Annotated in this window: 22 protein-coding genes; 15 read left to right on the top strand and 7 right to left on the bottom strand. The window is 67.0% G+C overall.

The annotated features are described in order from the left end of the window. Positions 1-81 precede the first annotated feature (81 nt). Positions 82-1296 carry a phosphoserine phosphatase SerB gene (gene serB / locus AT700_RS25855; RefSeq protein WP_048521707.1) on the top strand — a complete coding sequence of 405 codons (1215 nt, stop codon included), beginning with the start codon at positions 82-84 and terminating at the stop codon, positions 1294-1296. 86 nt (positions 1297-1382) lie between these two features. On the opposite strand, the gene fimX is transcribed toward serB, so the two are convergent. The 5 genes from fimX to AT700_RS25830 all read right to left on the bottom strand — a co-directional run bounded on the left by fimX (position 1383) and on the right by AT700_RS25830 (position 8939). Further along, complete coding sequence (gene fimX / locus AT700_RS25850; protein ID WP_048521706.1) at positions 1383-3458, bottom strand: cyclic di-GMP-binding protein FimX; 2076 nt, start codon at positions 3456-3458, stop codon at positions 1383-1385. 64 nt (positions 3459-3522) lie between these two features. Further along, on the bottom strand, positions 3523-5346 hold the full coding sequence (fimW, locus tag AT700_RS25845; protein WP_003113922.1) for a cyclic-di-GMP receptor FimW: 1824 nt from the start codon (positions 5344-5346) through the stop codon (positions 3523-3525). Between the two features lie 318 nt (positions 5347-5664). Continuing rightward, positions 5665-6534: an archaetidylserine decarboxylase gene (gene asd / locus AT700_RS25840; protein WP_003095677.1), complete on the bottom strand. Its 870-nt coding sequence runs from the start codon at positions 6532-6534 to the stop codon at positions 5665-5667. Positions 6535-6537: 3 nt separating this feature from the next. Next, positions 6538-7353, bottom strand: coding sequence for a thiosulfate sulfurtransferase (gene rhdA / locus AT700_RS25835; RefSeq protein ID WP_003102047.1), 816 nt, complete (start codon positions 7351-7353; stop codon positions 6538-6540). 74 nt (positions 7354-7427) lie between these two features. Beyond that, a complete protein-coding gene (locus AT700_RS25830) occupies positions 7428-8939 on the bottom strand; it encodes an HDOD domain-containing protein (protein WP_033998189.1) in 1512 nt (503 codons plus the stop codon). 140 nt (positions 8940-9079) lie between these two features. On the opposite strand from AT700_RS25830, the gene motA reads away from it, so the two are divergent. Both motA and motB read left to right on the top strand, forming a co-directional pair. Continuing rightward, positions 9080-9931, top strand: a complete 852-nt coding sequence (gene motA, locus AT700_RS25825; RefSeq protein WP_003102044.1) for a flagellar motor stator protein MotA — start codon at positions 9080-9082, stop codon at positions 9929-9931. A 19-nt stretch (positions 9932-9950) separates the two neighbouring features. Continuing rightward, on the top strand, positions 9951-10994 hold the full coding sequence (motB, locus tag AT700_RS25820; RefSeq protein ID WP_003095673.1) for a flagellar motor protein MotB: 1044 nt from the start codon (positions 9951-9953) through the stop codon (positions 10992-10994). Between the two features lie 3 nt (positions 10995-10997). Here motB and rsgA read toward each other — a convergent pair whose 3' ends face one another. Beyond that, entirely contained in the window at positions 10998-12017 is a 1020-nt protein-coding gene (rsgA, locus tag AT700_RS25815) for a small ribosomal subunit biogenesis GTPase RsgA (protein WP_023131375.1), read from the bottom strand. A gap of 111 nt (positions 12018-12128) precedes the next feature. Here rsgA and orn point away from each other — a divergent pair, with 111 nt between their 5' ends. Further along, positions 12129-12671: an oligoribonuclease gene (orn, locus tag AT700_RS25810; protein ID WP_003095671.1), complete on the top strand. Its 543-nt coding sequence runs from the start codon at positions 12129-12131 to the stop codon at positions 12669-12671. 33 nt (positions 12672-12704) lie between these two features. Here the strand turns inward: orn and queG are convergent, their stop codons facing one another. Further along, positions 12705-13790, bottom strand: coding sequence for a tRNA epoxyqueuosine(34) reductase QueG (gene queG, locus AT700_RS25805; protein WP_003110324.1), 1086 nt, complete (start codon positions 13788-13790; stop codon positions 12705-12707). Positions 13791-13871: 81 nt separating this feature from the next. Here queG and AT700_RS25800 point away from each other — a divergent pair, with 81 nt between their 5' ends. The 11 genes from AT700_RS25800 (at position 13872) to AT700_RS25750 (ending at position 25535) form a co-directional block, all read left to right on the top strand. Beyond that, entirely contained in the window at positions 13872-15380 is a 1509-nt protein-coding gene (locus AT700_RS25800) for a bifunctional ADP-dependent NAD(P)H-hydrate dehydratase/NAD(P)H-hydrate epimerase (protein ID WP_023084625.1), read from the top strand. Then, complete coding sequence (gene tsaE / locus AT700_RS25795; RefSeq protein ID WP_023110469.1) at positions 15368-15835, top strand: tRNA (adenosine(37)-N6)-threonylcarbamoyltransferase complex ATPase subunit type 1 TsaE; 468 nt, start codon at positions 15368-15370, stop codon at positions 15833-15835. The genes AT700_RS25800 and tsaE overlap by 13 nt, the downstream gene beginning before the upstream one ends. Before the next feature lie 8 nt (positions 15836-15843). Continuing rightward, positions 15844-17271: an N-acetylmuramoyl-L-alanine amidase AmiB gene (gene amiB / locus AT700_RS25790; RefSeq protein ID WP_003123571.1), complete on the top strand. Its 1428-nt coding sequence runs from the start codon at positions 15844-15846 to the stop codon at positions 17269-17271. Next, the gene (gene mutL / locus AT700_RS25785; RefSeq protein WP_016253965.1) at positions 17271-19172 is read left to right on the top strand and encodes a DNA mismatch repair endonuclease MutL; all 1902 of its coding nucleotides are present in this window, start codon (positions 17271-17273) and stop codon (positions 19170-19172) included. Before amiB ends, mutL begins: the two co-directional genes overlap by 1 nt. A 57-nt stretch (positions 19173-19229) precedes the next feature. After that, entirely contained in the window at positions 19230-20201 is a 972-nt protein-coding gene (gene miaA, locus AT700_RS25780; protein WP_003106415.1) for a tRNA (adenosine(37)-N6)-dimethylallyltransferase MiaA, read from the top strand. Positions 20202-20306: 105 nt separating this feature from the next. Then, the gene (gene hfq, locus AT700_RS25775; RefSeq protein WP_003095657.1) at positions 20307-20555 is read left to right on the top strand and encodes an RNA chaperone Hfq; all 249 of its coding nucleotides are present in this window, start codon (positions 20307-20309) and stop codon (positions 20553-20555) included. A gap of 12 nt (positions 20556-20567) precedes the next feature. Then, entirely contained in the window at positions 20568-21869 is a 1302-nt protein-coding gene (gene hflX / locus AT700_RS25770) for a ribosome rescue GTPase HflX (RefSeq protein WP_003095652.1), read from the top strand. 94 nt (positions 21870-21963) lie between these two features. Continuing rightward, positions 21964-23166, top strand: coding sequence for an FtsH protease activity modulator HflK (hflK, locus tag AT700_RS25765; RefSeq protein WP_058207843.1), 1203 nt, complete (start codon positions 21964-21966; stop codon positions 23164-23166). After that, positions 23166-24035 (top strand): protease modulator HflC, encoded by an 870-nt coding sequence (gene hflC / locus AT700_RS25760; protein WP_003106429.1) that lies wholly within the window; start codon positions 23166-23168, stop codon positions 24033-24035. Before hflK ends, hflC begins: the two co-directional genes overlap by 1 nt. 95 nt (positions 24036-24130) lie before the next feature. Beyond that, a complete protein-coding gene (locus AT700_RS25755) occupies positions 24131-24316 on the top strand; it encodes a DUF2065 domain-containing protein (RefSeq protein ID WP_003095647.1) in 186 nt (61 codons plus the stop codon). Between the two features lie 34 nt (positions 24317-24350). After that, complete coding sequence (locus AT700_RS25750) at positions 24351-25535, top strand: ATP phosphoribosyltransferase regulatory subunit (protein WP_003123569.1); 1185 nt, start codon at positions 24351-24353, stop codon at positions 25533-25535. The last annotated feature ends 14 nt before the right edge of the window (positions 25536-25549 follow it).

The following is a 25549-nucleotide window of genomic DNA, read 5'->3' as shown; positions in this document are numbered from 1 at the left end:
TGGCAAATGCCCGGCTCTGCGTCTCTCGGGTGTGCGGGAAAGCGGGTAGAATGGCGTCTTTTACCTGGCGGAGCTTACGCCTTGCGCGAAATTGTCCTGATCAACATCACCGGGGAAGACCGCCCCGGTCTCACCGCTGCCATCACCGGCGTACTGGCCCAGGGCGGGGTGAACATCCTCGACATCGGCCAGGCGGTGATCCACGACACCCTGTCGTTCGGCATCCTGGTGGAAATCCCGGATACCGAGGCCGGTTCCTCGGTCCTCAAGGACGTGCTGTTCACCGCCTACAAGCTGGACCAGCAGGTGCGCTTCACCCCGGTCTCGGAAGATGACTACCGGCAATGGGTCGACGGCCAGGGCAAGGCGCGGCACATCGTGACCCTGCTCACCCGCCGGGTGACTGCCGAGCAACTGCAGAGGGTCAGCTCGATCACCGCCAAGTACGCGCTGAACATCGACCACATCGACCGTCTCTCCGGGCGTATGCCGCTGGACATGCCCGCCGACCAGGGCAAGGGCTGCATCGAGTTCTCGGTACGCGGCGAACCGGCCGATCCGGCGGCGCTGCGTGCGGAATTCCTCAGCGTCGCCCAGGAATTGAACGTCGACATCGCTTTCCAGCAGGACAGCGTGTTCCGCCGCAACCGCCGGCTGGCGGTGTTCGACATGGATTCGACGCTGATCGAGGCGGAAGTCATCGACGAACTGGCCAAGGCCGCCGGCGTCGGCGAGAAGGTCGCCGCGATCACCGAGCGGGCGATGCGCGGTGAACTGGACTTCCGCGCCAGCTTCAAGGAGCGCCTGGCGCTGCTGCAGGGGCTGTCGGAAGACGTGCTGGAGGAGATCGGCGCCTCGCTGCGTCTGACCGAGGGTGCGGAAACCCTGTTCGCCGAACTCAAGCGCCTGGGTTACAAGACCGCCATCCTGTCCGGCGGCTTCACCTATTTCGCCCGTCAATTGCAGGCGAAGCTGGGGATCGACTACGTGTTCGCCAACGAGTTGCAGATCGTCGACGGCAAGGTCACCGGGGTGGCGGTCGAGCCGATCGTCGATGCCCAGCGCAAGGCCGACCTGCTGCGCGAACTGGCGGCGAAGGAAGGCCTGAGCCTGGAGCAGACCATTGCCGTCGGCGACGGCGCCAACGACCTGCCGATGCTCGGCCTGGCCGGCCTGGGCGTGGCGTTCCGCGCCAAGCCGCTGGTCAAGCAGTCGGCCAAGCAGGCGATCTCGACCCTGGGCCTGGACGGCATCCTCTACCTGCTCGGCTACCGCGACCGCGAAGGACGAGCCTGAGGCCGGCGGGCGTCTCTTGCCGGCCCGGCAGCCACGAACCAGGTCGGTAGAGCGGAAAAGCAACGGGCGCCCAGGGCGCCCGTTCTTCATTCGTCTCCCGAGGAGAAGTCGTAGTCCATCGCCTGGCTCGGCCCCTGCAGGTAGTAGCCCTGGATGTAGGTGGCGCCGGCTTGCCACAGGGTGGCGAGGACGCTGGCGCTCTCGACGAAGGGGACGATGCTGAGCTTCTGCTGTTCGTGCAGTTCGGCGATCAGGCCCTTGAGGATCTCCTGGTTTTCCACCTGGTTGAGGTCCTGGACGAAGGAGCCATCGATCTTGATGAACTGCACGGTCAGGTGCTTCAGCGCGTTGAACGGGTTCAGCGAGCAGCCGAACTGGCTGATCGCCGCCTGGCAATGCAGGGTGGCCAGGCCCTGGGTCAGTTGCTTGGCCTGCTTCAGATAGCTGGTGGCGTCGGCTTCGCTGATCTGGAACACCAGCGACTCCGACGGCAGGCGCGCGGCCTTCAGCGCCACCCCGAGCCAGGGCAGCAGGCCGGGGTCTTGCAGGCTCGCGCTGGACAGGTGGACGAACAGCTTGGTCTGGTGCCCCTTGGCGCGATGCTCGGCGAGCAGCTTGATCGAATTGAGGATCACCCAGCGGTCGATCTTCTCCGCCAGCCCGGCTTCCTTGGCGGCATGCAGGAACTCCGCCGGCGGCACTTCCTGGCCCTGCGGATTGAGCAGGCGCAGGAGCACCTCGTAGTTCTCGTGGCTGTCGCCGCGCAGGCTGATGACTGGCTGGAACAGCAGGCGGAAGCTGTTGGTCTCCAGCGCCTGCTGGAGGATCGCGATGACGTCGCCGCGCTGGGCGGCGGCGGCAAGCTCTTCCGCCGGGTTGTACTGCTTGATCTGCGACCCGCCCTTGCGTGCCGCGTCATCGGCGCAGCGATGCGCACGGTTCATCACGTCCTGGGCCTTGGCGGTCTTCTCGTCGAGACCGGCGACGCCGATGCTGAGGGTGGCCTGGGCGCTGCGGCCGTTCAGCTCGAAAAGGTGGTTCTCGACTTTCTTCAGCAGTCGTTGCAGTGCCGCTTGCGCCTGCTCGGGAGTCTTGCCCTTGAACAGGGCGGCGAAGATCGAATCGCCGAAACGCGCCAGGTCGGCTTCCTCGCCGAACTGTTCACGCATCAGTCCGGCCAACTGGCCGAGCAGCAGGTCGATCCCGGAAAGCCCGTGGTCGGCCTGGAGCGAGGGGTAGCCGTTGAGATGGATATAGGCCAGGGTCGACGGCTTGCGGGCGGTCACCGCCTGCTGCACGGCGGCATCCATCAGGTCGAGGAAGTGGCTGCGGTTGTAGAGACCGGTGACCGGGTCCTGGCTGCTGACTTCGCGGAGCTTTTCTTCCAGCTCGGCGTTGTCGACCTCGCCGCGGATCACCACCTGGATGCAGGGTTCGCCGTCGTACGTGGCGGCGGAGAGGCTGATGCGCGCCTTGAATTCCTGGCCGTCGAGCTTGACCCCGGTGCAAACCAGTTCGGTCTGGCGCTGGTCGTTCTGGTAGCCCTTGAGGAAATCCTTGAAGGCGCCCTGGTCGCAGGAGGCGATCAGGTCGATGACCGGCAGGCCTTCCAGTTCCTCGGCGTCCTCGTAGCCGAACAGCGCCATGTAGGAGCGGTTGGCGTAGATGTGCATGCCGTCGTGGACGTAGGTGATGGCGTCGACCGAGCTGTCGAGCAGCAACTGGCAGCGTTTTTCCGCCTCGCGCAGGGCGAGTTCGGCGGCGCGGCGCGCGCGGCGTTCGGCGAGGCCGGCCAACTCGCGGTTGGCGACCAGCACCAGGCGCTCGTCCTCGCCTTGCGGCAGGGCGTCCTGGGCGCCGAGCATCAAGGCGTCGGTGATGGCGTCGGAGTTGTTGTCGGCCACCAGCTGGATGAACGGGATGTCGCGCGACTGGCGGCGCAAGGTAGCGAGCGCCTCGCCGGGCTCGAGACACTCGCTGGTCGGCGCGGCGATCAGCAGGTCCCAGCTTTGCTGGAGGGTTTCGGCGAGGTCCTCGGGAGAGGTCAGTCGATGTACGCGGGTCGCGTGGCCGGCATTGCGGAACAGACTGACCAGGCGTTCGGCTTCGTTCTGCGAGTCTTCCAGAATCAGCAGGCGGATGGTTTTCTTTTCGATGGCCATGGAAAGGGCTCAGTCCGCGTCCGGGCAGGCGCGAAAAGACGGCGAATGGAGGTGTCGGGGCAATCTACAGAGACTTCCAGAGCGAGTCAAAATCTTCCTCCCCCGCAGGCGGCCGGGCCACTGGCGCTGTGACCGGCTTATCGCTCGGGGTGTTCACCGGTTCCGCCGAGCGGTATTCGAACTGGCTGAAGCTGCCGGTCGAGGCCTGCCGGCGATTCAGCACCGCGCGCCGCTCCTCGCCGTGCAGGTTGATCTGCACCCGGCTGCCCTCCTGGAACGGCAGGCGCGGGGTGATCACCGTCGCCGGCCGCGAGATCGCGGCGATCGCCGGCAGCAGCAGGGCGCGCAGGTAGTGGCTGCTCTGCTCGGTCTTGCGCAGCAGTTGCAGGCCGCAGGGCTGTGCCGCCGGGGCGATCATCTCGATGCCCATCTGCGTGCCGCCATTGCGTACCTGGCGGATCCAGCGCACCACCGCGATGCTCCACGCCTGGCCTGGAAGGTCCTGCAGGCCGACCAGTTCGCCCGCCTGCAGTTGGGCGGGCACCTCCTTCGGCCAGCTCAGGCAATAGCCGCCGGGGCTGTGGTTGACGATGGGCAGGGCGTAGGTCGGGTAGTCCTCGGTGGCGTCAGCCTGTGCGTGGGCCTGCGGGTGCCCGGGTTGCACACTGCGGGGCGACTGGTGCGGGCGGTACTCGATTTCCTCCAGCGGCATGCCGGGCTGCCAGTCGGTGACCTTCTGTGCATCGAAGGCGCCGGCCCAGGCGTCCTGGACGTCGGCCTTGAAGCGAGGCGCCTCGGGCGCTTCCTGGATCTGCAGGACCTCGTTGAACGGGCGGCGCCCGGCGAGGAAGTAGTGCAGGGCGCTCATGCCGATGCACAGGGTCAACTGGCCCTGGCCCTGGGTGCGCTGGAAGGTACGTTCGGCGATGTCACCCCAGGCCGAGGAGAGATGTTGCAGCAGGTCCAGGGTCACCCCTTCGATCAGCGGCAGGCGTGCTTTCGCGCGTTCGGCCTCGGGCTGCAGCAGGTATTCGCGGATCAGCTCGACCAGCGGCTGGGTGTCGATGCCCAGGGCACTGGCCAGTTGGGTCTCCGGGTACAGCGAACGGTAGCGCGGCGGGCCGTCGATCTGCGGCACGGCGATGAACAGCGAGCCGGGCAGCGTCGCGCTCTGTATCGACAGCAGCTGGCTCCAGGGTTCGAGCACCTCGGCGAGCCGTGCAATGTTGTTCTGGCGCATCTGGTTGCAGCGCGCGCAGCCGAGCAGCAGCGGAATCAGGTAGGCCTGCTCGACGCTCAGGCCGGGGGTGTGCTTGGCCAGTTCGTCGCGCACCGCGAGACGATGCACGCCGCGCTGGCTGGCCAACTGGTAGAGCTGGTGGAGTTCCAGCCAAAGCCCCTCGGGGACCGGGCAGTACAACTGGCTGGCGCGGATCAGCGGCCCGCACAGGCTGCGGATCGCCCGCTGGATGCCGACCGCGAACAGCTGCGCGCGGTCGCGGCTGTTGCGCGGCGCTTCCTGGACCACGATCAGCTTGTAGCCGATGGCCAGGTGGTTCTGCAGGGCCTGGCAGAGGTTGGCGATCTTGCGCGGCCGTTCGTCGAGGACGATGGCCTGGTTGAGGAAGTGCCGTTCCAGGTGGGCGCAGACGAAATGCACCTCTGGACGGAACAGTTCGAGCAGTTGCAGGCGGGCCTCGACGGGCAGCACCAACTGGTTGAGTTCGATCAGGCCCTGGTAGAGCTGGCGCGCGGTTTCCCCGAGGTTGGCCTTGGGCAGGTGCGCCAGCCAGTACTTGATGTCCTTCGGGGTGGCGTCGCAGAAGCTCAGGTTCTGCTGCGTCGGAGTGGGGACGCGCAACGAGAGGTGGGGGCTCTGGTTTTCCATGGGGGGTTAGACGGCTCCGCTACTGAAAAGGCTCTACGGGGGGGATGAAGCCCCGGAGAGGTGCCGGACTTCCGATCGCCGCGGCTGCGCCTCCTCTTTCTTAACACGGGAGGCGGGTTCATCGTCGTGGCCAGGACAGGAACTGTGCGGCAGTCCGCTTTCCTGACCGAGGGGTCGGCACAGGCTCGATAGGACCTTTCCGAACTCTAGCAGCATCGAAATGGACCCGCAGCCTTCGGACGCCACGATCCCGCCGGGAGGTCCCGGCGGCGGGGAGAGATGGGACGGAGACGCTCGGGGCGCTCCGTCCCGGCGAGGTCAGGACTGTTTCGGCAGGGCCAGGCATTCGCCCATGCGCACCGGGCTCGCTGCCCCAAGGCCGTCGTTGAACGCGACCTGCTGCGGGCCGAACAGGACGATGGCGGTGGAGCCCAGCTTGAAGCGACCGAGCTCGGCGCCTTTTTCCAGGCGGATCGGCGCACGGGCGGCTTCGTCGTAGCGGAAGGTCTTCAGTTCGCGCTTCGGCGGCGTAACCAGGCCGGCCCAGACGGTTTCGATGGAGGCCACGATCATCGCGCCCACCAGCACCACGGCCATCGGACCGCGCTCGGTGTCGAACAGGCAGACCACCCGCTCGTTGCGGGCGAACAGCTCGGGAACGTTTTCCGCGGTGGTCTGGTTCACCGAGAACAGCCGGCCGGGAACGTAGACCATCTCGCGCAGGGTGCCGGCCAGCGGCATGTGCACGCGGTGGTAGTCCCGGGGGGACAGGTAGACGGTGGCGAAGTCGCCGCCCATGAAGGGCGCGGCCAGTTCGGCGTCGCCGCCGAGCAGTTCGGCCAGGCTGTAGCTGTGGCCTTTGGCCTGGAAGATCCGCCCGTGCTCGATCGGGCCGAGCTGGCTGATCGCGCCATCGGCCGGGCAGAGCACCGCGCCGGGCTCCTGGGCCAGCGGGCGGGCGCCATCCTTCAGGGCGCGGGTGAAGAAGGCATTGAAATGTTCATAGGCCTGCAGGTCCTCGACCTGCGCTTCGCGCATATCGACCTGGTAGCGCCGGGCGAACCAGGCGATCAGGCGGTCCTTGAACCAGGTCGCCCGGCAGTCGGCGGCGAAGCCGATCAGCCGGGACAGCAGGTGGTGCGGCAGCAGGTACTGGCTGCAGATGAACAGACGATCTTTGAACGACATTCCTCAAACCTCTACAGGGGTATCGGGGTGGTTGCCCCATTCCGACCAGGAGCCGGCGTAGCCTTTGACCCGCGGGTAGCCCAGCGCCTTGGCCACCAGGTAGGTGAAGCCGGAGCGATGGTGGGTCTGGCAGTGGGTGATCACTTCCTTGTCCGGCGTGATGCCGAGGTCCTCCAGGACTTCGGCGATATCCGCGCGGATGCGCAGGGCGCGAGCCGGGTCCATGCCGGCGGTCCATTCGAAATTGATCGCGCCGGGCACATGCCCGGCCTTCGCGGCGAGCACCTTGGTACCGGCGTATTCGCTGGGGTTGCGCGCATCCCATACCGCCAGGTCGGCGGCGCCGAGGCGGCTTTGCAGGTATTCGCGGGTCGCGCTGGGCTCGTCGTGCAACGTCAGCGGCAGCGGGCCGCCGACAGGCGCCGGGACCTCGCGGTCGAGCGCCTGGGCGTCGGCGATCCAGGCCGGCAGGCCGCCGTTGAGATAGTGGTAGCGGTGGTGGCCGATCACGTCCAGCAGCCAGATGAAGCGGCCCGCCCAGCCGCCGCCTTCGTCGTCGTAGACCACGTAGGTCGCCTCCGGGCGGTGGCCCAGCTCGCCGAACAGGGCTTCCAGGTCGGCCTTGGCCGGTAGCAGGCCGGGTGCCGGGGGTTGTCCCCACTGGGTGCGTTTGGGGTCGACGAAACGCGCGCCGGGGATATGCCCTTCGGCGTAGCGGGCGGCACTGGTCAGGTCGACCAGGATCAGCTCGGGCGCGCCCAGGCGCGGCGCGAGGTCGCTGGGCTCGATCACCAATGGCAGGTCGGAGAAGACGGACATGCGAGTACCCCCGGGTTGAAGAAGGGCAGCAGTTTAACGGAAAGCGCGCCCGACCAGTGTGCCGGGCATGTCCCTCATTCCGTGTGGCGCTGGCGGCCGAACTGCTGGATCGCGCGCTCGGTGCACTGGGCGGTCTTGGCGAAGGCCTGGGCATGCAGGTCGCTGAACGGCTGGCCGCCGAGGTCGGCCAGGACCAGCATCACCACCCGCGAGCCGTTGCCCAGCGAGCGCAGCAGCAGGTGAGGCCCGGGGAACAGTTGGCGCAAGGGTTCGCCGAGGGCCGGCAGCAACTGGCCCTGGTTGTTCGGGCCGATGCGCAGCAGGGCGGGTTGCTGGAACAGTTTCTTCAGCAGCGGGCTGCTGGCAATCTCCAGTTGCAATTTCTCCTGGCCCGGTTCGAGTCCGGCGCTCTGCTGCGCCAGCACGTGTACCTGGGTGCGATCGGCCACCAGCAGCAGCATCCTTTGCAGGCCGCAGGCGCGCAGCGCATCGCGGGCACAGGCGGTGAGCTGCACCACGTTGCTGAACGGGCTGGGCTCCCGGAGCAACTCGGCGCAATGCTGCCGCCACTCGGCCAGGGCTTCCGCCGAGGGCGGCGGCGGGGGTGCCGCTTCGGCACGCCAGCGGCTGGCCTGCCAGGGCCAGATCAAGGCCACCGCCGGATGCCACAGCGGCGGCCGGGCGTGCAGGCGCGCGCTTTGCGCGGCGAGCATGTGCACCTGCTGCTGGACTTCGGTCAGCGGCTGGCCCAGGTACAGGCCGGTCAGGCGCTGCCAGCGCAGCATGTGCGGCCCGTCCCAGCTCTGGTGCGCGGCGATGGCCAGGCCATTGGCGAGGAGAGTGCAGTTGGCCGGCTGGGTCAGCCAGCGGGCGAGATCGGGCTGGGCATCGAGTTGCTGTTGCTGGAGCAGGGGCGACTGATGGTCGCGGGCGATACGCAGGGCTCGAACCAGCAGGCGACGGTCGCAGGCGAGCAGGCGATAGCCCTGGATGACCCACTGCGGTAGCCGCCAGCGTTCGGCCAGCGCCAGGCAGATCGGCAGCAGGCGCATGCCGAGCAGTTCGCGCTCCACTCGCAGGGTCGGTTCGCCCTGTACCAGCACGCGTTGCTGCCATTGCTCCAGCAACTGCGGGCGGGCGTTGGCCAGCGCCCAGACCGGAGCCATGGTCAGCAGGCTGCCCCAGTGGATTTCCTGCCAGAGCCTGGCCAGGCGCGCGCCGAACAGGCCGCTGGCCTGCTGCATGGCGTGCTGGCTGATCAGCAGCATCTGCCCGAGGACCCTGGGCATCTCCGCATCCTGGATGCTCGGCAGGGTCTTCAGAAGTTGGCTCGCGCGCGCCAGGCCGAGGCGGCTGAGGGCCACCTCCAGGCTTTCCGCGGGGTTGTCGCGGGCGCTCTCGGCGCGATTGGCCTCGCGCAGGATGGACAACGCCAGCGTCGGGCTGCCCTGCAACTGGTCGGCGATCTCGCGCAGCGAGCGACGGCTGTCGCTCAGCGCGGCGTGCAGGCCGGCATAGTGGCTGGCGGGGATCGGCAGGGGTTGCCGGTCGAGCTCTTCGAGCCAGGCGGCGAGGCGGTCTGTCATGGGTGTCGGGCTCGGTGTCGGCGAGGCGGCGAACTGGCTTTTCGAGTATTCGGACTATAGTCTTGCGGCTAGCAACCGATAACAAGAGGGAGCCTAGCAGTCCCCCTCCTTATCCTGTTCATTTCGCACGTCCGGTCCTCATGTCAAAAATCATCGGCATCATCGTCGTTTTCGCCAGTGTCCTCGGGGGCTTCCTGCTCTCCGGCGGCAAGATCGGCGCCATCATCCAGCCCTTCGAGGTCCTGATCATCGGTGGCGCGGCACTGGGGGCGTTCCTCCAGTCCAACCCGGGCAGCACGTTCATGGTGGTGCTGAAGAAAGCGCCGAAGATGTTCAGCAACCGCTTCACCCAGACCTACTACCTCGAGGTGCTGGGCATGCTCTACGAGATCCTCAACAAGAGCCGGCGCGAAGGGATGATGGCGATCGAGGCGGACATCGAAGACCCCGCGGCCAGCCCCATCTTCAGCAAGTACCCCGGTGTGCTGAAGGATGAGCGGATGACCGCCTATGTCTGCGACTACCTGCGCATCATGTCCTCCGGCAACATGGCGCCGCACGAGCTGGAAGGCCTGTTCGACATGGAGCTGTCCAGTCTCAAGGAGGACCTGGAGCATCCGTCCCACGCGGTGACCAAAGTCGCCGACGCCCTGCCGGGCTTCGGTATCGTCGCCGCGGTACTCGGCATCGTCATCACCATGGCGTTGCTTGGCGAAGGCAGCCAGGCGGAGATCGGCCACCACGTCGCCGCCGCCCTGGTGGGCACCTTCCTCGGGATTCTCGCCGCCTACGGCTTCGTCGGCCCGCTGGCGGGCGCCCTGGAGCACGATGCCAAGGAAGAGTTGAACCTGTTCGAGGCGATCAAGGCCTGCCTGGTCGCTTCCGCTTCCGGCATGCCGCCTTCGCTGGCCGTCGAGTTCGGCCGCAAGGTGCTGCTGCCCGCCCATCGGCCGACCTTCGCCGAGCTCGAGCAGGCCGTGCGTGGCCGCTGAGTGGAGGCACTGTCGATAGATGGACAATAACCAGCCGATCATCGTCAAGCGCGTCAAGCGCTATGCCGCCGGCCACCACGGCGGCTCGTGGAAGATCGCCTTCGCCGACTTCGCCACGGCGATGATGGCGTTCTTCCTGGTGCTCTGGCTGCTGTCTTCGGCCACCCCGGAGCAGAAGAAGGCGATTTCCGGATACTTCCAGGACCCCATCGGTTTCAGCGAAAGCGCCAGCCCCTACGTCATCGACCTCGGCGGCACGCCGACGCCGGCGCCGGACAAGACCCTCAATCCGCAGGTCCAGGCCCAGCCGGACTCCAACGAAAGCCGGATCAGCCCCGAGCAGGACCACCAGGTCAACGCCGACCAGGCCGAGAACCTCGCCGAGCAGGTTGAGCGAGAGCGCCTGGCGCTGCTGCTGCAGGAGTTGCAGAACAAGGTCGACGAAAATCCGATGCTCAAGGACTTCAAGGACCAGATCCACTTCGAGATCACCCGCGACGGCCTGCGCATCCAGATCGTCGACGCCGCCAACCGGCCGATGTTCGACCTCGGCAGCGCGCGCCTGCAGCCGTATTTCGAGGACATCCTGCTGGCCATGGCCGAGACCATCCGCCAGGTGCCGAACAAGATCAGCATCAGCGGCCACACCGACGCCAAGCCCTATGCCGGCAACGGCGACTTCGGCAACTGGGAGCTATCGGCCAATCGCGCCAACGCCGCGCGCCGAGCACTGGTCGCCGGCGGCTATCCGGAAGGGCAGATCGCCCAGGTTGTCGGCTATGCCTCGGCACGCCTGTTCGACGACAAGGACCCGCTGAACCCGGTGAACCGGCGGATCGACATCGTGGTCCTGACCCGCAAGGCGCAGAAGGCCATCGAAGGCGAGACCGGCGCTCCCGAAGCCAGCGCCCCCGCGGCTGCCCCGGGCGAGCAGCCGAAGCCGGCTGCCGAGGCACCGGCGGCGGGCGCGCAACCTTCGCTACCGGCGGACGAGGTGCAGAAGAAGCTCAACCTGTTCGACGACGGCGGCAGCCTGAAGCTGGAGCAGATCAAGGGCGACTGAGGTTCAGTAGTCCGTTTCCGGCATGCTTGCCAGAATGTGCCGGTAGCTGGCCATGCGTTGCGGCATGATGCGCCCGTCCTCCAGGGCCTGGAGCAGGGCGCAACCTGGTTCACGGTCGTGCTTGCAGTCGCGGAAGCGGCAATGCCCGAGCAGGTCGCGGAACTCGATGAAACCGGCCTCGACATCGTCTCGCGACACGTGCCCCAGGCCGAACTCACGGATGCCGGGCGAGTCGATCAGGTCGCCGCCGCCGGGAAAATGGAACAGTCGCGCGGTGGTGGTGGTATGGGTGCCCTTGCCGGTCACCGTGGAGAGGTCGCCGACACGTGTGTCGACACCTGGCAACAAGGCATTCACCAGCGACGACTTGCCCACCCCGGACTGCCCGACGAAGACGCTCACGTGACCGTCCAGCGCGCCGCGCAGTTCGTCCATCGCCAGGCCATTGAAGGCCGACACCTCGATCAGCGGGTAACCCAGGGTGCGGTAGACATTCAGCAGCGCATCGATGCCTTCGGCATTGCTCTCGTCGACCAGATCGGCCTTGTTCAGCAGCAGCAGCGGCTGGATGCCGGCATGTTCGGCGGCGATCAGGTAGCGGTCGATCAGGTTGGCGTGCGGTTCGGGACGCGGGGCGAAGACGATGACGATGCGGTCGACGTTGGCCGCCACCGGCTTGAGCAGCCCGCGCATGTCCGGGCGGCACAGCTCGGAGCGGCGCGGCAATTGCGCGACGATCACGCCGATGCCCTGGTTGCCGGCGCGCCAGACCACCTGGTCGCCAGTCACCAGTGCCGGCAGGTTGGCGCGCAGGTGACAGCGGGAAACCTGGCCGTCGGCGGACTCGACCTCTACCTGAACCCCGAAATGAGCGATCACCTGGCCGGTCTGCTCCGGTCCCAGGTCGCCGCCCTCCAGCTCTTCCACGGTACGCGACTCGCGACGGGCCGCCCGGGCCGCGCGTTCTTCCTGGATCTTTTCGATGCGCCAGCTCTGCCGGCGGGTCAAGTGGCGTTTGGCCATGATGCGTCCGCATGAAAAATCGGCGGCGAGTTTAACATGGGCGCGCCGCCATCATTCGCGCGGCGGCGTTCCACGCTAGAATGCACGGCATAGCGACTGGAGCGACTCCCCATGCAGAACCCGCAGAACCTTATCTGGATCGACCTGGAGATGACCGGCCTCGATCCGGACCGGGACGTCATCATCGAGATGGCCACCATCGTCACCGACAGTGACCTCAACACCCTGGCCGAAGGACCGGTGATCGCCATCCACCAGCCAGAGGAAATCCTCGCCGGCATGGACGAGTGGAATACCCGCCAGCACGGCCAGTCCGGCCTGACCCAGAGGGTTCGGGAAAGTACCGTGAGCATGGCCGAGGCCGAGGCGCAGACCCTGGCTTTCCTCGAGCAGTGGGTGCCCAAGCGCAGCTCGCCGATCTGCGGCAACAGCATCTGCCAGGACCGCCGCTTCCTCTATAGGCACATGCCCAGGCTGGAAGGCTACTTCCACTACCGCAACCTCGACGTCTCCACCCTCAAGGAGCTGGCCGCGCGCTGGGCGCCGCAGGTCCGCGAGAGCTTCAAGAAGGGCAACACCCACCTGGCGCTGGACGATATCCGCGAGTCGATCGCCGAGCTGCGCCACTACCGCGACCACTTCATCAAGCTCTGATCCGTCCGGACCGGGCGGCAGGCGCCGGCCGGGCTAGGTTTCCCCGTGGCGCCGCAGGGCCCATTCCACGTGCTCGCGGACCAGCTCCGAAGGGAACCCGCGGCGCGCCTTCAGCGCCTCCAGCACCGGGATGGTCGAGGGCGCGTTGCCCAGCCCCACCGCCAGGTTGCGCAACCAGCGCTCGTAGCCGGCGCGGCGCAGCGGCGAACCCTCGGTGCGGCCGAGGAACTCCTCCTCGCTCCAGAGGAACAGTTCGGCGAGTTCGGCGTTGTCCAGGCTGTGGCGCGGCTGGAAGTCGCCCTGCCCGGTGGGGCGGGCGAAGCGATTCCATGGGCAGACGATCTGGCAGTCGTCGCAGCCGAATACCCGGTTGCCGATCAGTGGTCGCAGCTCCAGCGGAATCGCGCCCTTGTACTCGATGGTCAGGTAGGAGATGCAGCGTCGCGCGTCCAGCCGGTAGGGGCCGACGAAGGCCGCGGTCGGGCAGATGTCCAGGCAGGCCGAGCAGCGTCCGCAATGCTCGCTGTCCATCGCCGGGTCGACGGGTAGCGGCATGTCGACGAACAGCTCGCCGAGGAAGAAGTAGCTGCCGGCCTTGCGGTTGAGCACCAGCGTGTTCTTGCCGATCCAGCCGAGGCCGGCCTGTTCGGCGATGGCCTTTTCCAGCACCGGCGCGCTGTCGACGAAGGCGCGGAAACCGAACGGGCCGACTTCGGCCTGGATGCGCTCGGCCAGTTGTTGCAGACGCTTGCGGATCAGCTTGTGGTAGTCGCGGCCGAGGGCGTAGCGCGAGACGTAGGCTTTTTCCGGCGTCGCGAGGACCTGCGCCATGCGCGTGTCGCCGGGCAGGTAATCCATGCGCAGGGAGATCACCCGCAGCGTGCCGGGAACCAGCTCGGCAGGTCGCGAGCGCTTGCTGCCGTGCGCCGCCATGTAGTCCATCTCGCCGTGGTAGCCGGCCTCCAGCCAGCGCTGCAGGTGCGCTTCGTGCTCGCCCAGCTCGACGTCGCTGATACCGACCTGCTGGAACCCCAGCTCGCGGCCCCAGTCCTTGATGGACTGGGCGAGGCGGGCGGGGTCCGGCGGGGAAAGGTTGTCGGCCAGAGGTTGGGGAGTCATGGGAGGCAACGAAGACGAGGGAAAGCGAAATGGGATAGGTATAATTCTGCCAGACTGCGCGCCTGACGCCGAATCGATCCGATGACCATGACCTTCCAGCACGACGACCTGCCACTCGCCCTCTATTCCGCCGCCCAGGTGCGCGACCTCGATGCGCGCCTGATCGCCGCCGGTACGCCGGGCTTCGAACTCATGCAGCGCGCCGCCCACGCCGCCTGGCGTGCCTTGCGCCGCCGTTGGCCGGAGGCCGCGGCGCTGACGGTGCTCGCCGGGCACGGCAACAATGCCGGCGACGGCTACCTGATCGCGGCGCTGGCGCAACGTGCGGGTTGGCGAGTGCGGGTGCTGGCGGTCGCGGCGCCGCAGCGGCTTGCCGGCGACGCGGCGCAGGCGCATGCCGCCGCGCTGGCGACCGGGGTCGTGGTGGAGCCCTGGAGTGAGTGCGCCGTGCTCGAGGGCGTAGTAGTGGATGCATTGCTCGGCACCGGCCTGGCAGGTGCCGTGCGCGAGCCCTTTGCGCAGGCCATCCGCTTGGCCAACGCCGCCGACCTGCCGGTGCTGGCGGTGGATATTCCTTCCGGCTTGAGCGCCGACACCGGTGCGGTATTGGGGGAAGCGATCAGGGCGGATCTGACAGTGACTTTCATCGGCCTGAAGATCGGGCTGTTCACTGGCGAGGCGCCGGCACGGGTCGGCGAGCTGGTGTTCGACGAACTCGGCAGCGACGCCGTCGTGTTGCAAGGGCTCCAGCCCCGGGCCCACCGTTTGGCACGAAATGCCCTGCCGAGTCTGGCAGCGCGGCCGCGGACCGCGCACAAGGGGCTGTTCGGCCACCTGCTGGTGGTCGGCGGCGACACCGGCATGGGCGGGGCAGTGCTACTGGCCGCGGAAAGCGCCCTGCGCTGCGGCGCCGGGCTGGTCTCGGTGGCGACCCGCGTCGAATATGTGCCGGCGTTGCTGAGCCGTTGTCCCGAGGTCATGGCCCATGGCGTGGCGTCGGCGAACCAACTGCTGGCCCTTGCCGAACGCGCCAGCGTGCTGGTGCTCGGTCCCGGTCTTGGCCAGCGCGCCTGGGGGCGTAGCCTGCTGAGCGCTGTCCGGTCGCGACCGTTGCCGCAGGTCTGGGATGCCGACGCGTTGAACCTGCTGGCCCTGGAACCGGTCGGAGCAGGGCCGCGGACATGGATTCTGACGCCGCATCCCGGCGAGGCCGCGCGCCTGTTGGGTCGCTCGACCGCCGAGGTGCAGGCGGACCGCCCGGCGGCGGCGCTGGAACTGGCGCGTCGCTACCAGGCGGTGGTGGTGCTGAAGGGCGCCGGCAGCCTGGTCGCCGCGCCCGACGGACGACTTGCCGTCTGTTCCCAGGGGCATCCGGCGATGGCTGGTGCCGGCCTGGGTGACGTGCTGTCGGGCATCACCGGTGCCTTGCTGGCCCAGCGCGTGGAGGCGTTCGAGGCGGCCTGCCTGGCGGTCTGGCTGCATGCCGCCGCCGGTGAGCGGCTCGGCGCCCAGGGGCGTGGGCTGGCGGCGACCGATCTCATACCTACCGTTCGTCAGTTGCTCGAGGAGTGCAGTCCGTGTCTGAAGTGATCCTGTCCGCCGAAGGGGAAGACGCGATGCTCGAACTGGGCGGGCGCATCGCCCGGGCCAGCGGGGGGCAGGGGGTGATCTACCTGCATGGCGACCTCGGCGCCGGCAAGACCACCCTCTCGCGTGGCATCCTGCGCGGCCTCGGCCATGCCGGCTCGGTGAAAAGCCCGACCTTTACCCTGATCGAGCCTTACGAAATCGGCGAGCTGCGCGCCTACCATTTCGACCTGTACCGGCTCGCCGATGCGGAGGAATTGGAGTTCTTCGGCATCCGCGACTATTTCGACGGCAGCGCACTCTGTCTGATCGAGTGGCCCGAGCGCGGTGCGGGCGTTTTGCCAACCGCCGATCTGGACATTACCATTACTGCCCAAGCGGGTGGACGGACACTGCGCCTGGTACCGCACGGTGCGCGGGGCGAAGCCTGGTGTGCCACCCTGACCATGGGAGCATGAGAAAAACGATGGGTTGGGGCTTGCGTCTGCGGACGTTGTTGACTGGGGTGATGATTCTGCTGGCCTGCCAGGTCGGCGAGGTTCTGGCCGCCGCGCAAATCAAGAGCGTGCGGATCTGGCGCGCTCCGGACAACACCCGTCTGGTCTTCGATCTCTCCGGTCCGGTGCAGCACAGCCTGTTCACCCTGGCCGCGCCCAACCGTATCGTCATCGACGTCAGCGGCGCCCAGCTGGCGACCCAGCTCAACGGTCTCAAGCTCGGCAACACCCCGATCACCGCGGTGCGCTCCGCCCAGCGCACGCCCAACGACCTGCGCATGGTCCTCGACCTGTCGGCGCAGGTCACCCCGAAAAGTTTCGTCCTGCCGCCCAACCAGCAATACGGCAACCGCCTGGTGGTCGATCTCTACGACCAGGGCGCCGACCTGACCCCGGATGTGCCCGCGACGCCGACCCCGAGCGTGCCGGTCACCCCGGTGACGCCGACCCAGCCGGTGGCCAAGCTGCCGCTGCCAACCAAGGGCGGCACCCGCGATATCGTCATCGCCATCGACGCCGGCCACGGCGGTGAAGACCCTGGTGCCCTTGGCCCGGGCGGGTTGCACGAGAAGAACATCACCCTGTCGATCGCTCGCGAGCTGCAACGCCAGATCAACCAGGTGCGCGGTTACCGGGCCGAGCTGACCCGTACCGGCGACTATTTCATCCCGCTGCGCAAGCGCACCGAGATCGCCCGCAAGAAGGGCGCCGACCTGTTCGTCTCGATCCATGCCGACGCCGCGCCGAGCCGCAGCGCCTTCGGTGCCTCGGTGTTCGCCCTGTCCGACCGCGGCGCCACTTCGGAAACCGCGCGCTGGCTGGCCGACAGCGAGAACCGTTCCGACCTGATCGGCGGCGATGGCAGCGTCAGCCTCGGCGACAAGGACCAGATGCTCGCCGGCGTGCTGCTCGACCTGTCGATGACCGCCACCCTCTCGTCGAGCCTGGATGTCGGCCACAAGGTACTGACCAATGTCGGCCGCATCACTTCGCTGCACAAGCGTCGTGTCGAGCAGGCCGGGTTCATGGTGCTGAAGTCGCCCGACATCCCGTCGATCCTGGTGGAAACCGGCTTCATCTCGAACGTCAACGAGTCGCGCAAGCTGGCCAGCGCCAGCCATCAGCAGGCCTTGGCGCGTTCGATCACCAGCGGCATCCGCCAGTATTTCCAGCAGAGCCCGCCGCCCGGTACCTACATCGCCTCTTTGCGCGCCCAGGGCAAGCTCTCCATGGGGCCGCGCGAGCACGTGGTGCGGCCCGGAGAGACCCTGGCGATGATCGCCCAGCGCTATGAAGTGAGCATGGCCGCGCTGCGTAGCAGCAACAGCCTGTCCAGCGACAACCTGAAAGTCGGCCAGGCACTGTCCATCCCGAGCACCGCCCTGGCGGCCCAGTGATGAGTGAAGCACCGCGTATCCAGCTGCTGAGTCCGCGGCTGGCGAACCAGATCGCCGCCGGTGAGGTGGTCGAGCGTCCCGCCTCGGTGGCCAAGGAACTCCTGGAAAACAGCCTTGACGCCGGTTCCCGGCGCATTGATGTGGAGGTCGAGCAGGGCGGCATCAAGTTGCTGCGAGTGCGCGACGACGGTCGCGGCATCCCCGCCGACGACCTGCCGCTGGCCCTGGCTCGCCACGCCACCAGCAAGATCCGCGAGCTGGAAGACCTGGAGCGGGTGATGAGCCTCGGCTTCCGTGGCGAGGCGCTGGCCTCGATCAGTTCGGTAGCGCGCCTGACCATGACCTCGCGTACCGCCGACGCCGGCGAAGCCTGGCAGGTGGAAACCGAGGGCCGTGACATGCAGCCGCGGGTACAGCCGGCGGCGCACCCGGTGGGGACCAGCGTCGAGGTTCGCGACCTGTTCTTCAACACCCCGGCGCGGCGCAAGTTCCTGCGCGCCGAGAAGACCGAGTTCGACCATCTGCAGGAAGTCATCAAGCGCCTGGCGCTGGCCCGTTTCGACGTGGCTTTCCACCTGCGCCACAACGGCAAGACCATCTTCGCCCTGCACGAGGCGCGAGACGAGCTGGCCCGCGCGCGCCGGGTCGGCGCGGTGTGCGGCCAGGCATTCCTCGAGCAGGCGCTGCCGATCGAGGTCGAGCGCAACGGCCTGCACCTGTGGGGTTGGGTCGGCTTGCCGACCTTCTCCCGCAGCCAGCCGGACCTGCAGTACTTCTATGTGAACGGGCGCATGGTGCGCGACAAGCTGGTCGCCCACGCGGTGCGCCAGGCTTATCGCGACGTGCTGTACAACGGCCGGCATCCGACCTTCGTGCTGTTCTTCGAAGTCGATCCGGCGGTGGTGGACGTCAACGTGCACCCGACCAAGCACGAAGTTCGCTTCCGTGACAGCCGGATGGTCCATGACTTCCTCTATGGCACCTTGCATCGTGCGCTGGGCGAGGTCCGTCCCGACGACCAGCTCGCGCCGCCCGGGGCGACCAGCCTGACCGAGCCGCGTCCGACCGGCGCTGCCGCCGGCGAGTTCGGCCCGCAGGGCGAGATGCGCCTGGCCGAGAGCGTGCTGGAGAGTCCGGCGGCACGGGTGGGCTGGAGTGGCGGCTCATCGGCCTCCGGCGGCTCCTCCGGCTATTCCGCCTATACCCGGCCGGAGGCGCCGCCCTCTCTGGCCGAGGCCGGTGGCGCCTACAAGGCCTACTTCGCGCCGTTACCCGCGAGCGAGGCGCCAGCCGCGTTGCCCGAGAGCGCCCAGGACATCCCGCCGCTGGGTTACGCCCTGGCGCAGCTCAAGGGCATCTACATTCTCGCCGAGAACGCCCACGGCCTGGTGCTGGTGGACATGCACGCGGCCCACGAGCGGATCACCTACGAGCGCCTCAAGGTGGCGATGGCCAGCGAAGGCTTGCGTGGGCAGCCGTTGCTGGTGCCGGAGTCGATCGCGGTCAGCGAGCGCGAGGCGGATTGCGCGGAAGAGCATTCCAGCTGGTTCCAGCGCCTGGGCTTCGAGCTGCAGCGCCTGGGGCCGGAAAGCCTGGCGATCCGGCAGATCCCTGCGCTGCTCAAGCAGGCTGAGGCGACCCAGTTGGTGCGCGATGTCATCGCCGACCTGCTGGAATACGGCACCAGCGACCGTATCCAGGCGCACCTGAACGAGTTGCTCGGCACCATGGCCTGCCATGGTGCGGTGCGCGCCAACCGGCGCCTGACCCTGCCGGAAATGAACGCCCTGTTGCGCGACATGGAAATCACCGAGCGTAGCGGCCAGTGCAACCATGGGCGTCCGACCTGGACCCAACTGGGCCTGGACGAGCTGGACAAGCTCTTCCTGCGCGGACGCTGAGCCTTGCAGCTTCGGGCGCAAAGCCCGAAGCTATGCGCTTTGTCCAAGAGCGTTCCGATGTCTTCCCTGCCTCCCGCCATCTTTCTCATGGGGCCGACCGCCGCCGGCAAGACCGACCTGGCGATGGCGCTGGCCGATGCGCTGCCCTGCGAGCTGATCAGCGTCGACTCGGCGCTGATCTACCGCGGCATGGATATCGGTACGGCCAAGCCTTCCCGGGAGCTGCTGGCGCGCTATCCGCACCGCCTGATCGATATCCGCGACCCGGCGGAGAGCTATTCGGCCGCGGAGTTTCGCGCCGACGCCCTGGCGGCGATGGCCGAGGCCACCGCGCGCGGCAGGATTCCCCTGCTGGTGGGGGGCACCATGCTCTATTACAAGGCGTTGCTCGAGGGCCTGGCCGACATGCCCGGCGCCGATCCCGAGGTGCGCGCGGCGATCGAGGCCGAGGCCCAGGCCGAAGGTTGGGAGGCGCTGCACCGGCAACTCGCCGAGGTCGACCCGGAATCGGCTGCGCGTATCCACCCCAACGACCCGCAGCGACTGATGCGGGCGCTCGAGGTGTATCGCCTCGGCGGGGTGTCGATGAGCGACCTGCGTCGCCGGCAAAGCGCTGAAAAGGCGGATTTTGACGCGTCAGGCAGGAATCAATTGCCGTATACTGTCGCTCAGCTGGCGATTGCTCCCGAGCAGCGCCAGGTGTTGCACGCGCGGATTGCGCAGCGTTTTCGCCAGATGCTGGAACAGGGTTTCATCGCCGAGGTCGAAGCACTGCATGCCAGAAGTGACTTGCATGCAGGATTACCGTCTATTAGAGCCGTGGGTTACCGTCAGGTGTGGGATTACCTGGATGGCAAGCTGTCCTACGCTGAAATGACCGAGCGCGGCATCATCGCTACCCGCCAGTTGGCCAAGCGCCAGTTCACCTGGCTGCGAAGCTGGAGCCATCTACACTGGATGGACAGCCTAGCAGGTGACAATCTGCCGCGTGCCTTGAAATACCTGAAAACGGTCTCCATATTGGCCTGAGACCTTAATTTGTCCGTCTGTTTCCGGAACGACTCCGGAGTTTGGACGGCGCCAAGTCACCCTATTCGACTACTTCAAACTACGATCCTTAAAGGAGTGCGGCACATGTCAAAAGGGCATTCGCTACAAGACCCTTACCTCAATACCCTGCGGAAAGAACGCGTCCCGGTTTCCATCTATCTGGTCAACGGCATCAAGCTGCAAGGCCAGATCGAGTCTTTCGACCAGTTTGTCATCCTGCTGAAGAACACCGTCAGCCAGATGGTTTACAAGCACGCGATCTCCACCGTGGTACCGAGCCGTCCGGTGCGTCTGCCGAGCGGTGACCAGCCGGCCGAGCCGGGCAACGCTTGACGGGAGTCCGCTTTGTTCTTTGAGCGCCCAGGTGGTGGGGAACAGGCTGTTCTGGTGCATCTGGAAGGGCAGAACCCCGAGGCGCGTGAAGACCCGCAGGAGTTCCAGGAGCTGGTGCGTTCGGCCGGCGCGGAAACGGTGGCATTCGTCAGCGTCTCCCGCCACCAGCCGAGCGCCAAATATCTTATCGGCAGTGGCAAGGTCGAGGAGTTGCACGACCTGGTCAAGGCCGAAAACGTCGAGCTGGTGATTTTCAACCACACCTTGACGCCCAGCCAGGAGCGCAACCTCGAGCGTGCGTTCGAGTGCCGCGTACTCGACCGGACCGGGCTGATCCTCGACATCTTCGCCCAGCGCGCACGTACCCACGAAGGCAAGTTGCAGGTGGAACTGGCGCAACTGGAGCACATGAGTACGCGGCTGGTACGCGGCTGGACCCACCTCGAACGGCAGAAAGGCGGTATCGGTCTGCGCGGTCCGGGCGAGACCCAGCTGGAAACCGACCGACGCCTGCTGCGCGTGCGCATCCGCCAGATCAAGCAGCGCCTGGAGAAGGTCCGCAGCCAGCGCGAGCAGGCTCGACGCGGGCGCAAGCGCGCGGATATCCCGGCGGTCTCCCTGGTCGGCTATACCAACGCCGGCAAATCGACCCTGTTCAATGCGCTCACCGCCTCCGAGGTGTATGCCGCCAACCAGTTGTTCGCCACCCTCGACCCCACCCTGCGTCGCCTGCAACTGGACGATCTCGGGCCGGTGGTGCTGGCCGACACGGTGGGCTTCATCCGCCACCTGCCGCACAAGTTGGTGGAGGCCTTCCGCGCTACGCTGGAAGAGTCGAGCAACGCCGACCTCCTGCTGCACGTGATCGACGCCTACGAGCCCGAACGGGATGCGCAGGTCGAGCAGGTGCTGGCGGTGCTCGGCGAGATCGGCGCCAACGAATTGCCGATGCTCGAGGTCTATAACAAGGTTGACCTGCTACCCTCGGTCGAGCCGCACATCCAGCGCGACGACTCCGGCAAGCCGGTGCGCGTCTGGCTGTCGGCGCAGACCGGCGAAGGCCTCGACCTGTTGCGCCAGGCCATCGCCGAGCTGCTTGGCGAGGACCTGTTCGTCGGAACCTTGCGTCTGCCCCAGCGGCTCGGGCGCCTGCGCGCCCAGTTGTTCGAACTGGGCGCGGTGCAGTCCGAGGCGCACGATGAGGAGGGTTGTACCCTGCTGCAGGTGCGCCTGCCGCGGGCCGAGTTGAACCGCCTGGCGAGCCGCGCTGGCTGGCAGCCGGCGGAGTTCGTTGCGCAACACACTTTGCAATAAAGCCCGTATCGCTGCTTTTGGCAGCGGGCAGGGCATTCGGTAGCATGGGTGGCCGCGCCGCAGGCGCGTTTCGCGTTACTAGATGGAGAGCGCTATGGCTTGGAACGAGCCGGGTGACAACTCGAACAACAACGATCGAGACCCGTGGGGAGGCCGCCGCGGTGGTGGTGGCGGCGGTGGTGACCGCAAGGGGCCGCCCGACCTGGATGAGGCTTTCCGCAAGCTTCAGGACAGCCTGAACGGGCTGTTCGGTGGAAAAAAACGCAGTGGCAACGGTTCCGGCTCCGGTTCCGGCGGCAAGGGCGGTGGCCTGGGCCTGTTCGGCATCGGCCTGGCGATCCTCGCCGTGCTCTGGCTGTACAACGCCATCTATGTGGTGGACGAGCAGGAGCAGGCGGTCATCCTGCGCTTCGGCAAGTATTACGAGACGGTCGGTCCCGGCCTGAACTTCTACTTCCCGCCGATCGACAAGCGCTTCCAGGAGAACGTCACCCGCGAGCGTGCGTACAGCAAGCAGGGGCAGATGCTCACCGAGGACGAGAACATCGTCGAAGTGCCGCTGACCGTGCAGTACAAGATCAGCAACCTGCAGGACTTCGTGCTCAACGTCGACCAGCCCGAGGTCAGCCTGCAGCAGGCGACCGAGAGCGCGCTGCGGCATGTCGCCGGCTCCACCACCATGGACCGGATCCTCACCGAAGGCCGCGAGCAGATGGCGACCGAGGTGCGCGAGCGCCTGCAACGCTTCCTGGATACCTACAGGACCGGTATCACCGTGACCCAGGTGAACATCCAGAGCGCCCAGGTACCGCGTGAGGTGCAGGAAGCGTTCGACGACGTGATCCGGGCCCGCGAGGACGAGCAGCGCGAGAAGAACCAGGCCGAAGCCTATGCCAACGGCGTGGTGCCGGAGGCACGTGGCCAGGCCCAGCGCATCATCGAAGAAGCCAACGGTTACCGCGACGAGGTGATTTCGCGCGCCCAGGGCGAGGCGGATCGCTTCTCCAAGCTGCTGGTGGAATATCGCAAGGCTCCGGAAGTGACGCGCGAGCGTCTGTACCTGGACACCATGCAGGAAGTCTTCAGCCAGACCAGCAAGGTGCTGGTGACCGGTCAGCAGGGGCAGAACAACCTGCTCTACCTGCCGCTGGACAAGATGATCGATGGTCGTAACGCCGCGCCCGCTACGGGGGCCGGTGCTTCCGCCGGTGGTGGCAGCGCCAGCGCTTCCGACCTGGGGTCGCGGATCGTCAACGATCTGCGCCAGCAAGACGCGCGTACGAGGGAGAGCCGCTGATGGGCAACAAGTCTTTGATCGCTCTGATCGTCGGTGTCGTCGCCGCCATCGTCCTGTGGAACAGCGTCTACGTAGTCCAGCAGACCGAGCGCGCGGTCATGTTGCGCTTCGGCCGGGTGGTCGAGTCCGACGTCAAGCCGGGCCTGCACTTCAAGATCCCGTACGTCAACCAGGTGCGCAAGTTCGACGCTCGCCTGCTGACCCTGGATGCCCCGACCCAGCGCTTCCTGACCCTGGAAAAGAAAGCGGTGATGGTGGATGCCTATGCCAAGTGGCGGGTGGCGGATGCCGAGCGCTTCTACACCGCTACCTCGGGCCTCAAGCAGATCGCCGACGAACGCCTGTCGCGGCGTCTCGAAGCGGGTCTGCGCGACCAGTTCGGCAAGCGTACCCTGCATGAAGTGGTATCGGGCGAGCGCGACGCGCTGATGGGCGACATCACCGCTTCGCTGAACCGCATGGCGCAGAAGGAACTGGGTATCGAGGTGATCGACGTGCGGGTCAAGGCCATCGACCTGCCGAAGGAAGTCAACCGCAGCGTCTTCGAGCGGATGAGCACCGAGCGTGAGCGCGAGGCCCGCGAGCACCGCGCCAAGGGTCGCGAACTGGCCGAAGGCATTCGTGCCGACGCCGATCGCCAGCGCCGGGTAATCGTTGCCGAAGCCTACCGCGAGTCGGAAGAGACCCGCGGTGACGGCGACTCCAAGGCTGCCGCGATCTATGCCAAGGCCTACAACCAGGATCCGGAGTTCTATTCCTTCTACCGTAGCCTGAAGGCGTATCGCGAAAGCTTCGCCGAGAAGCGCGACGTACTGGTGCTCGATCCGAGCAGCGAGTTCTTCCGCTATCTGAACAAGGCCAACAAGTAATACTCGGTTCTCCGGCGGGCGGCAGCGCCCGCCGGAGAAATCGTGTTATGATGAGCCAGCCGGGAAATCCCGGCTTTTTTGCGTCCGCGAGAATCATGTGGCAGGAATTCGGCATCGCTTTTTGTCTCGTGCTGGTGCTGGAAGGCATCCTGCCGTTCCTGTGTCCGCGACAATGGCGCGAGGCGGTCACCGGCATCGGCCGGCTGAGCGACCGTCACCTGCGTCTCGTGGGGCTGGGCAGCATGCTGCTCGGCACCCTGCTTCTTTACTGGATTCACTGATGATGTGCCGCCCGGCTGAAAGGGGAGAGGCGAAATGGCAACGGTAGACCGCTGGCTGCTGCCAGATGGGATCGAAGAGGTGCTGCCCCCGGAGGCGGCGCGCATCGAAGCAGCCCGCCGTCAGGTGCTGGATCTGTTCCACCGCTGGGGTTACGAGTTCGTCGTGACCCCGCATATCGAATACCTGGAGTCGCTGCTCACCGGCGCGGGACAGGATCTTGACCTGCGCACCTTCAAGGTGACCGACCCGGCGTCCGGCCGGCTCATGGGTTTCCGTGCCGACATTACGCCGCAAGTGGCGCGGATGGATGCGCACAGCCTGCGCCGCGAGGGACCGAGCCGCCTGTGCTATGCCGGCAGTGTGCTGCATGCGCAGCCGCGCGCGCTGTCCACTTCGCGTAGTCCGATCCAGCTGGGCGCCGAGCTGTACGGCGATCCGAGCCCTGCCAGCGATGTCGAGGTGATCAGCCTGATGCTGGAAATGCTCGAGATGGCGGAAGTGCCGGACGTGCACATGGACCTCGGCCATGTCGGTATCTACCGCGGCCTGGCGCGCGCGGCAGGGCTGTCCGGCGAAGTCGAGCAGCAGTTGTTCGATGCCTTGCAGCGCAAGGCGGTGGGCGAGGTCGAGGCGCTGACTGCAGACCTGCCTGCCGAGCTGCGCGGCATGTTGCGTGCGCTGGCCGAGCTATGTGGCGGCCGCGATGCGCTGGAGCAGGGCCGTGCCCGTCTGGCGGCGGCGCCGGCCGATGTCCAGGTGGCGCTGAACGAGCTGATCGAGATCGCCGATTCGCTGGCCGGGCGCTTCCCCGGCTTGCCGCTGTATTTCGACCTCGGCGAGCTGCGTGGCTATCACTATCACACCGGCGTGGTGTTTGCGGCCTTCGTGCCCGGCGTTGGCCAGTCCATCGCCCAGGGCGGTCGCTATGATGATATCGGTGCCGATTTCGGGCGCGCCCGCCCGGCCACCGGTTTCTCCACCGATCTGAAAAGCCTGGTCACTCTCGGCCAGGCCCGGTTGGACCAGGCTGTATCGGGTATCTGGGCGCCGGCCGAAGGGGCCGGGCTCTGGCAGGCGGTGCAACGACTGCGCCGCGACGGGCAGCGTGTCGTCCAGGCTCTGCCCGGGCAGGATGCGGCTTCTGCGCGCGAGGCGGGCTGCGACCGGCAGCTGGCGCTGCGCGATGGCAATTGGCAGGTGGCGCCGCTGGCGTCCTGAGATTCCGCCGGCCG

The organism is Pseudomonas aeruginosa, from assembly GCF_001457615.1.
GTDB lineage: Bacteria > Pseudomonadota > Gammaproteobacteria > Pseudomonadales > Pseudomonadaceae > Pseudomonas > Pseudomonas aeruginosa.
This window is presented reverse-complemented; position numbering and strand designations above follow the sequence as displayed.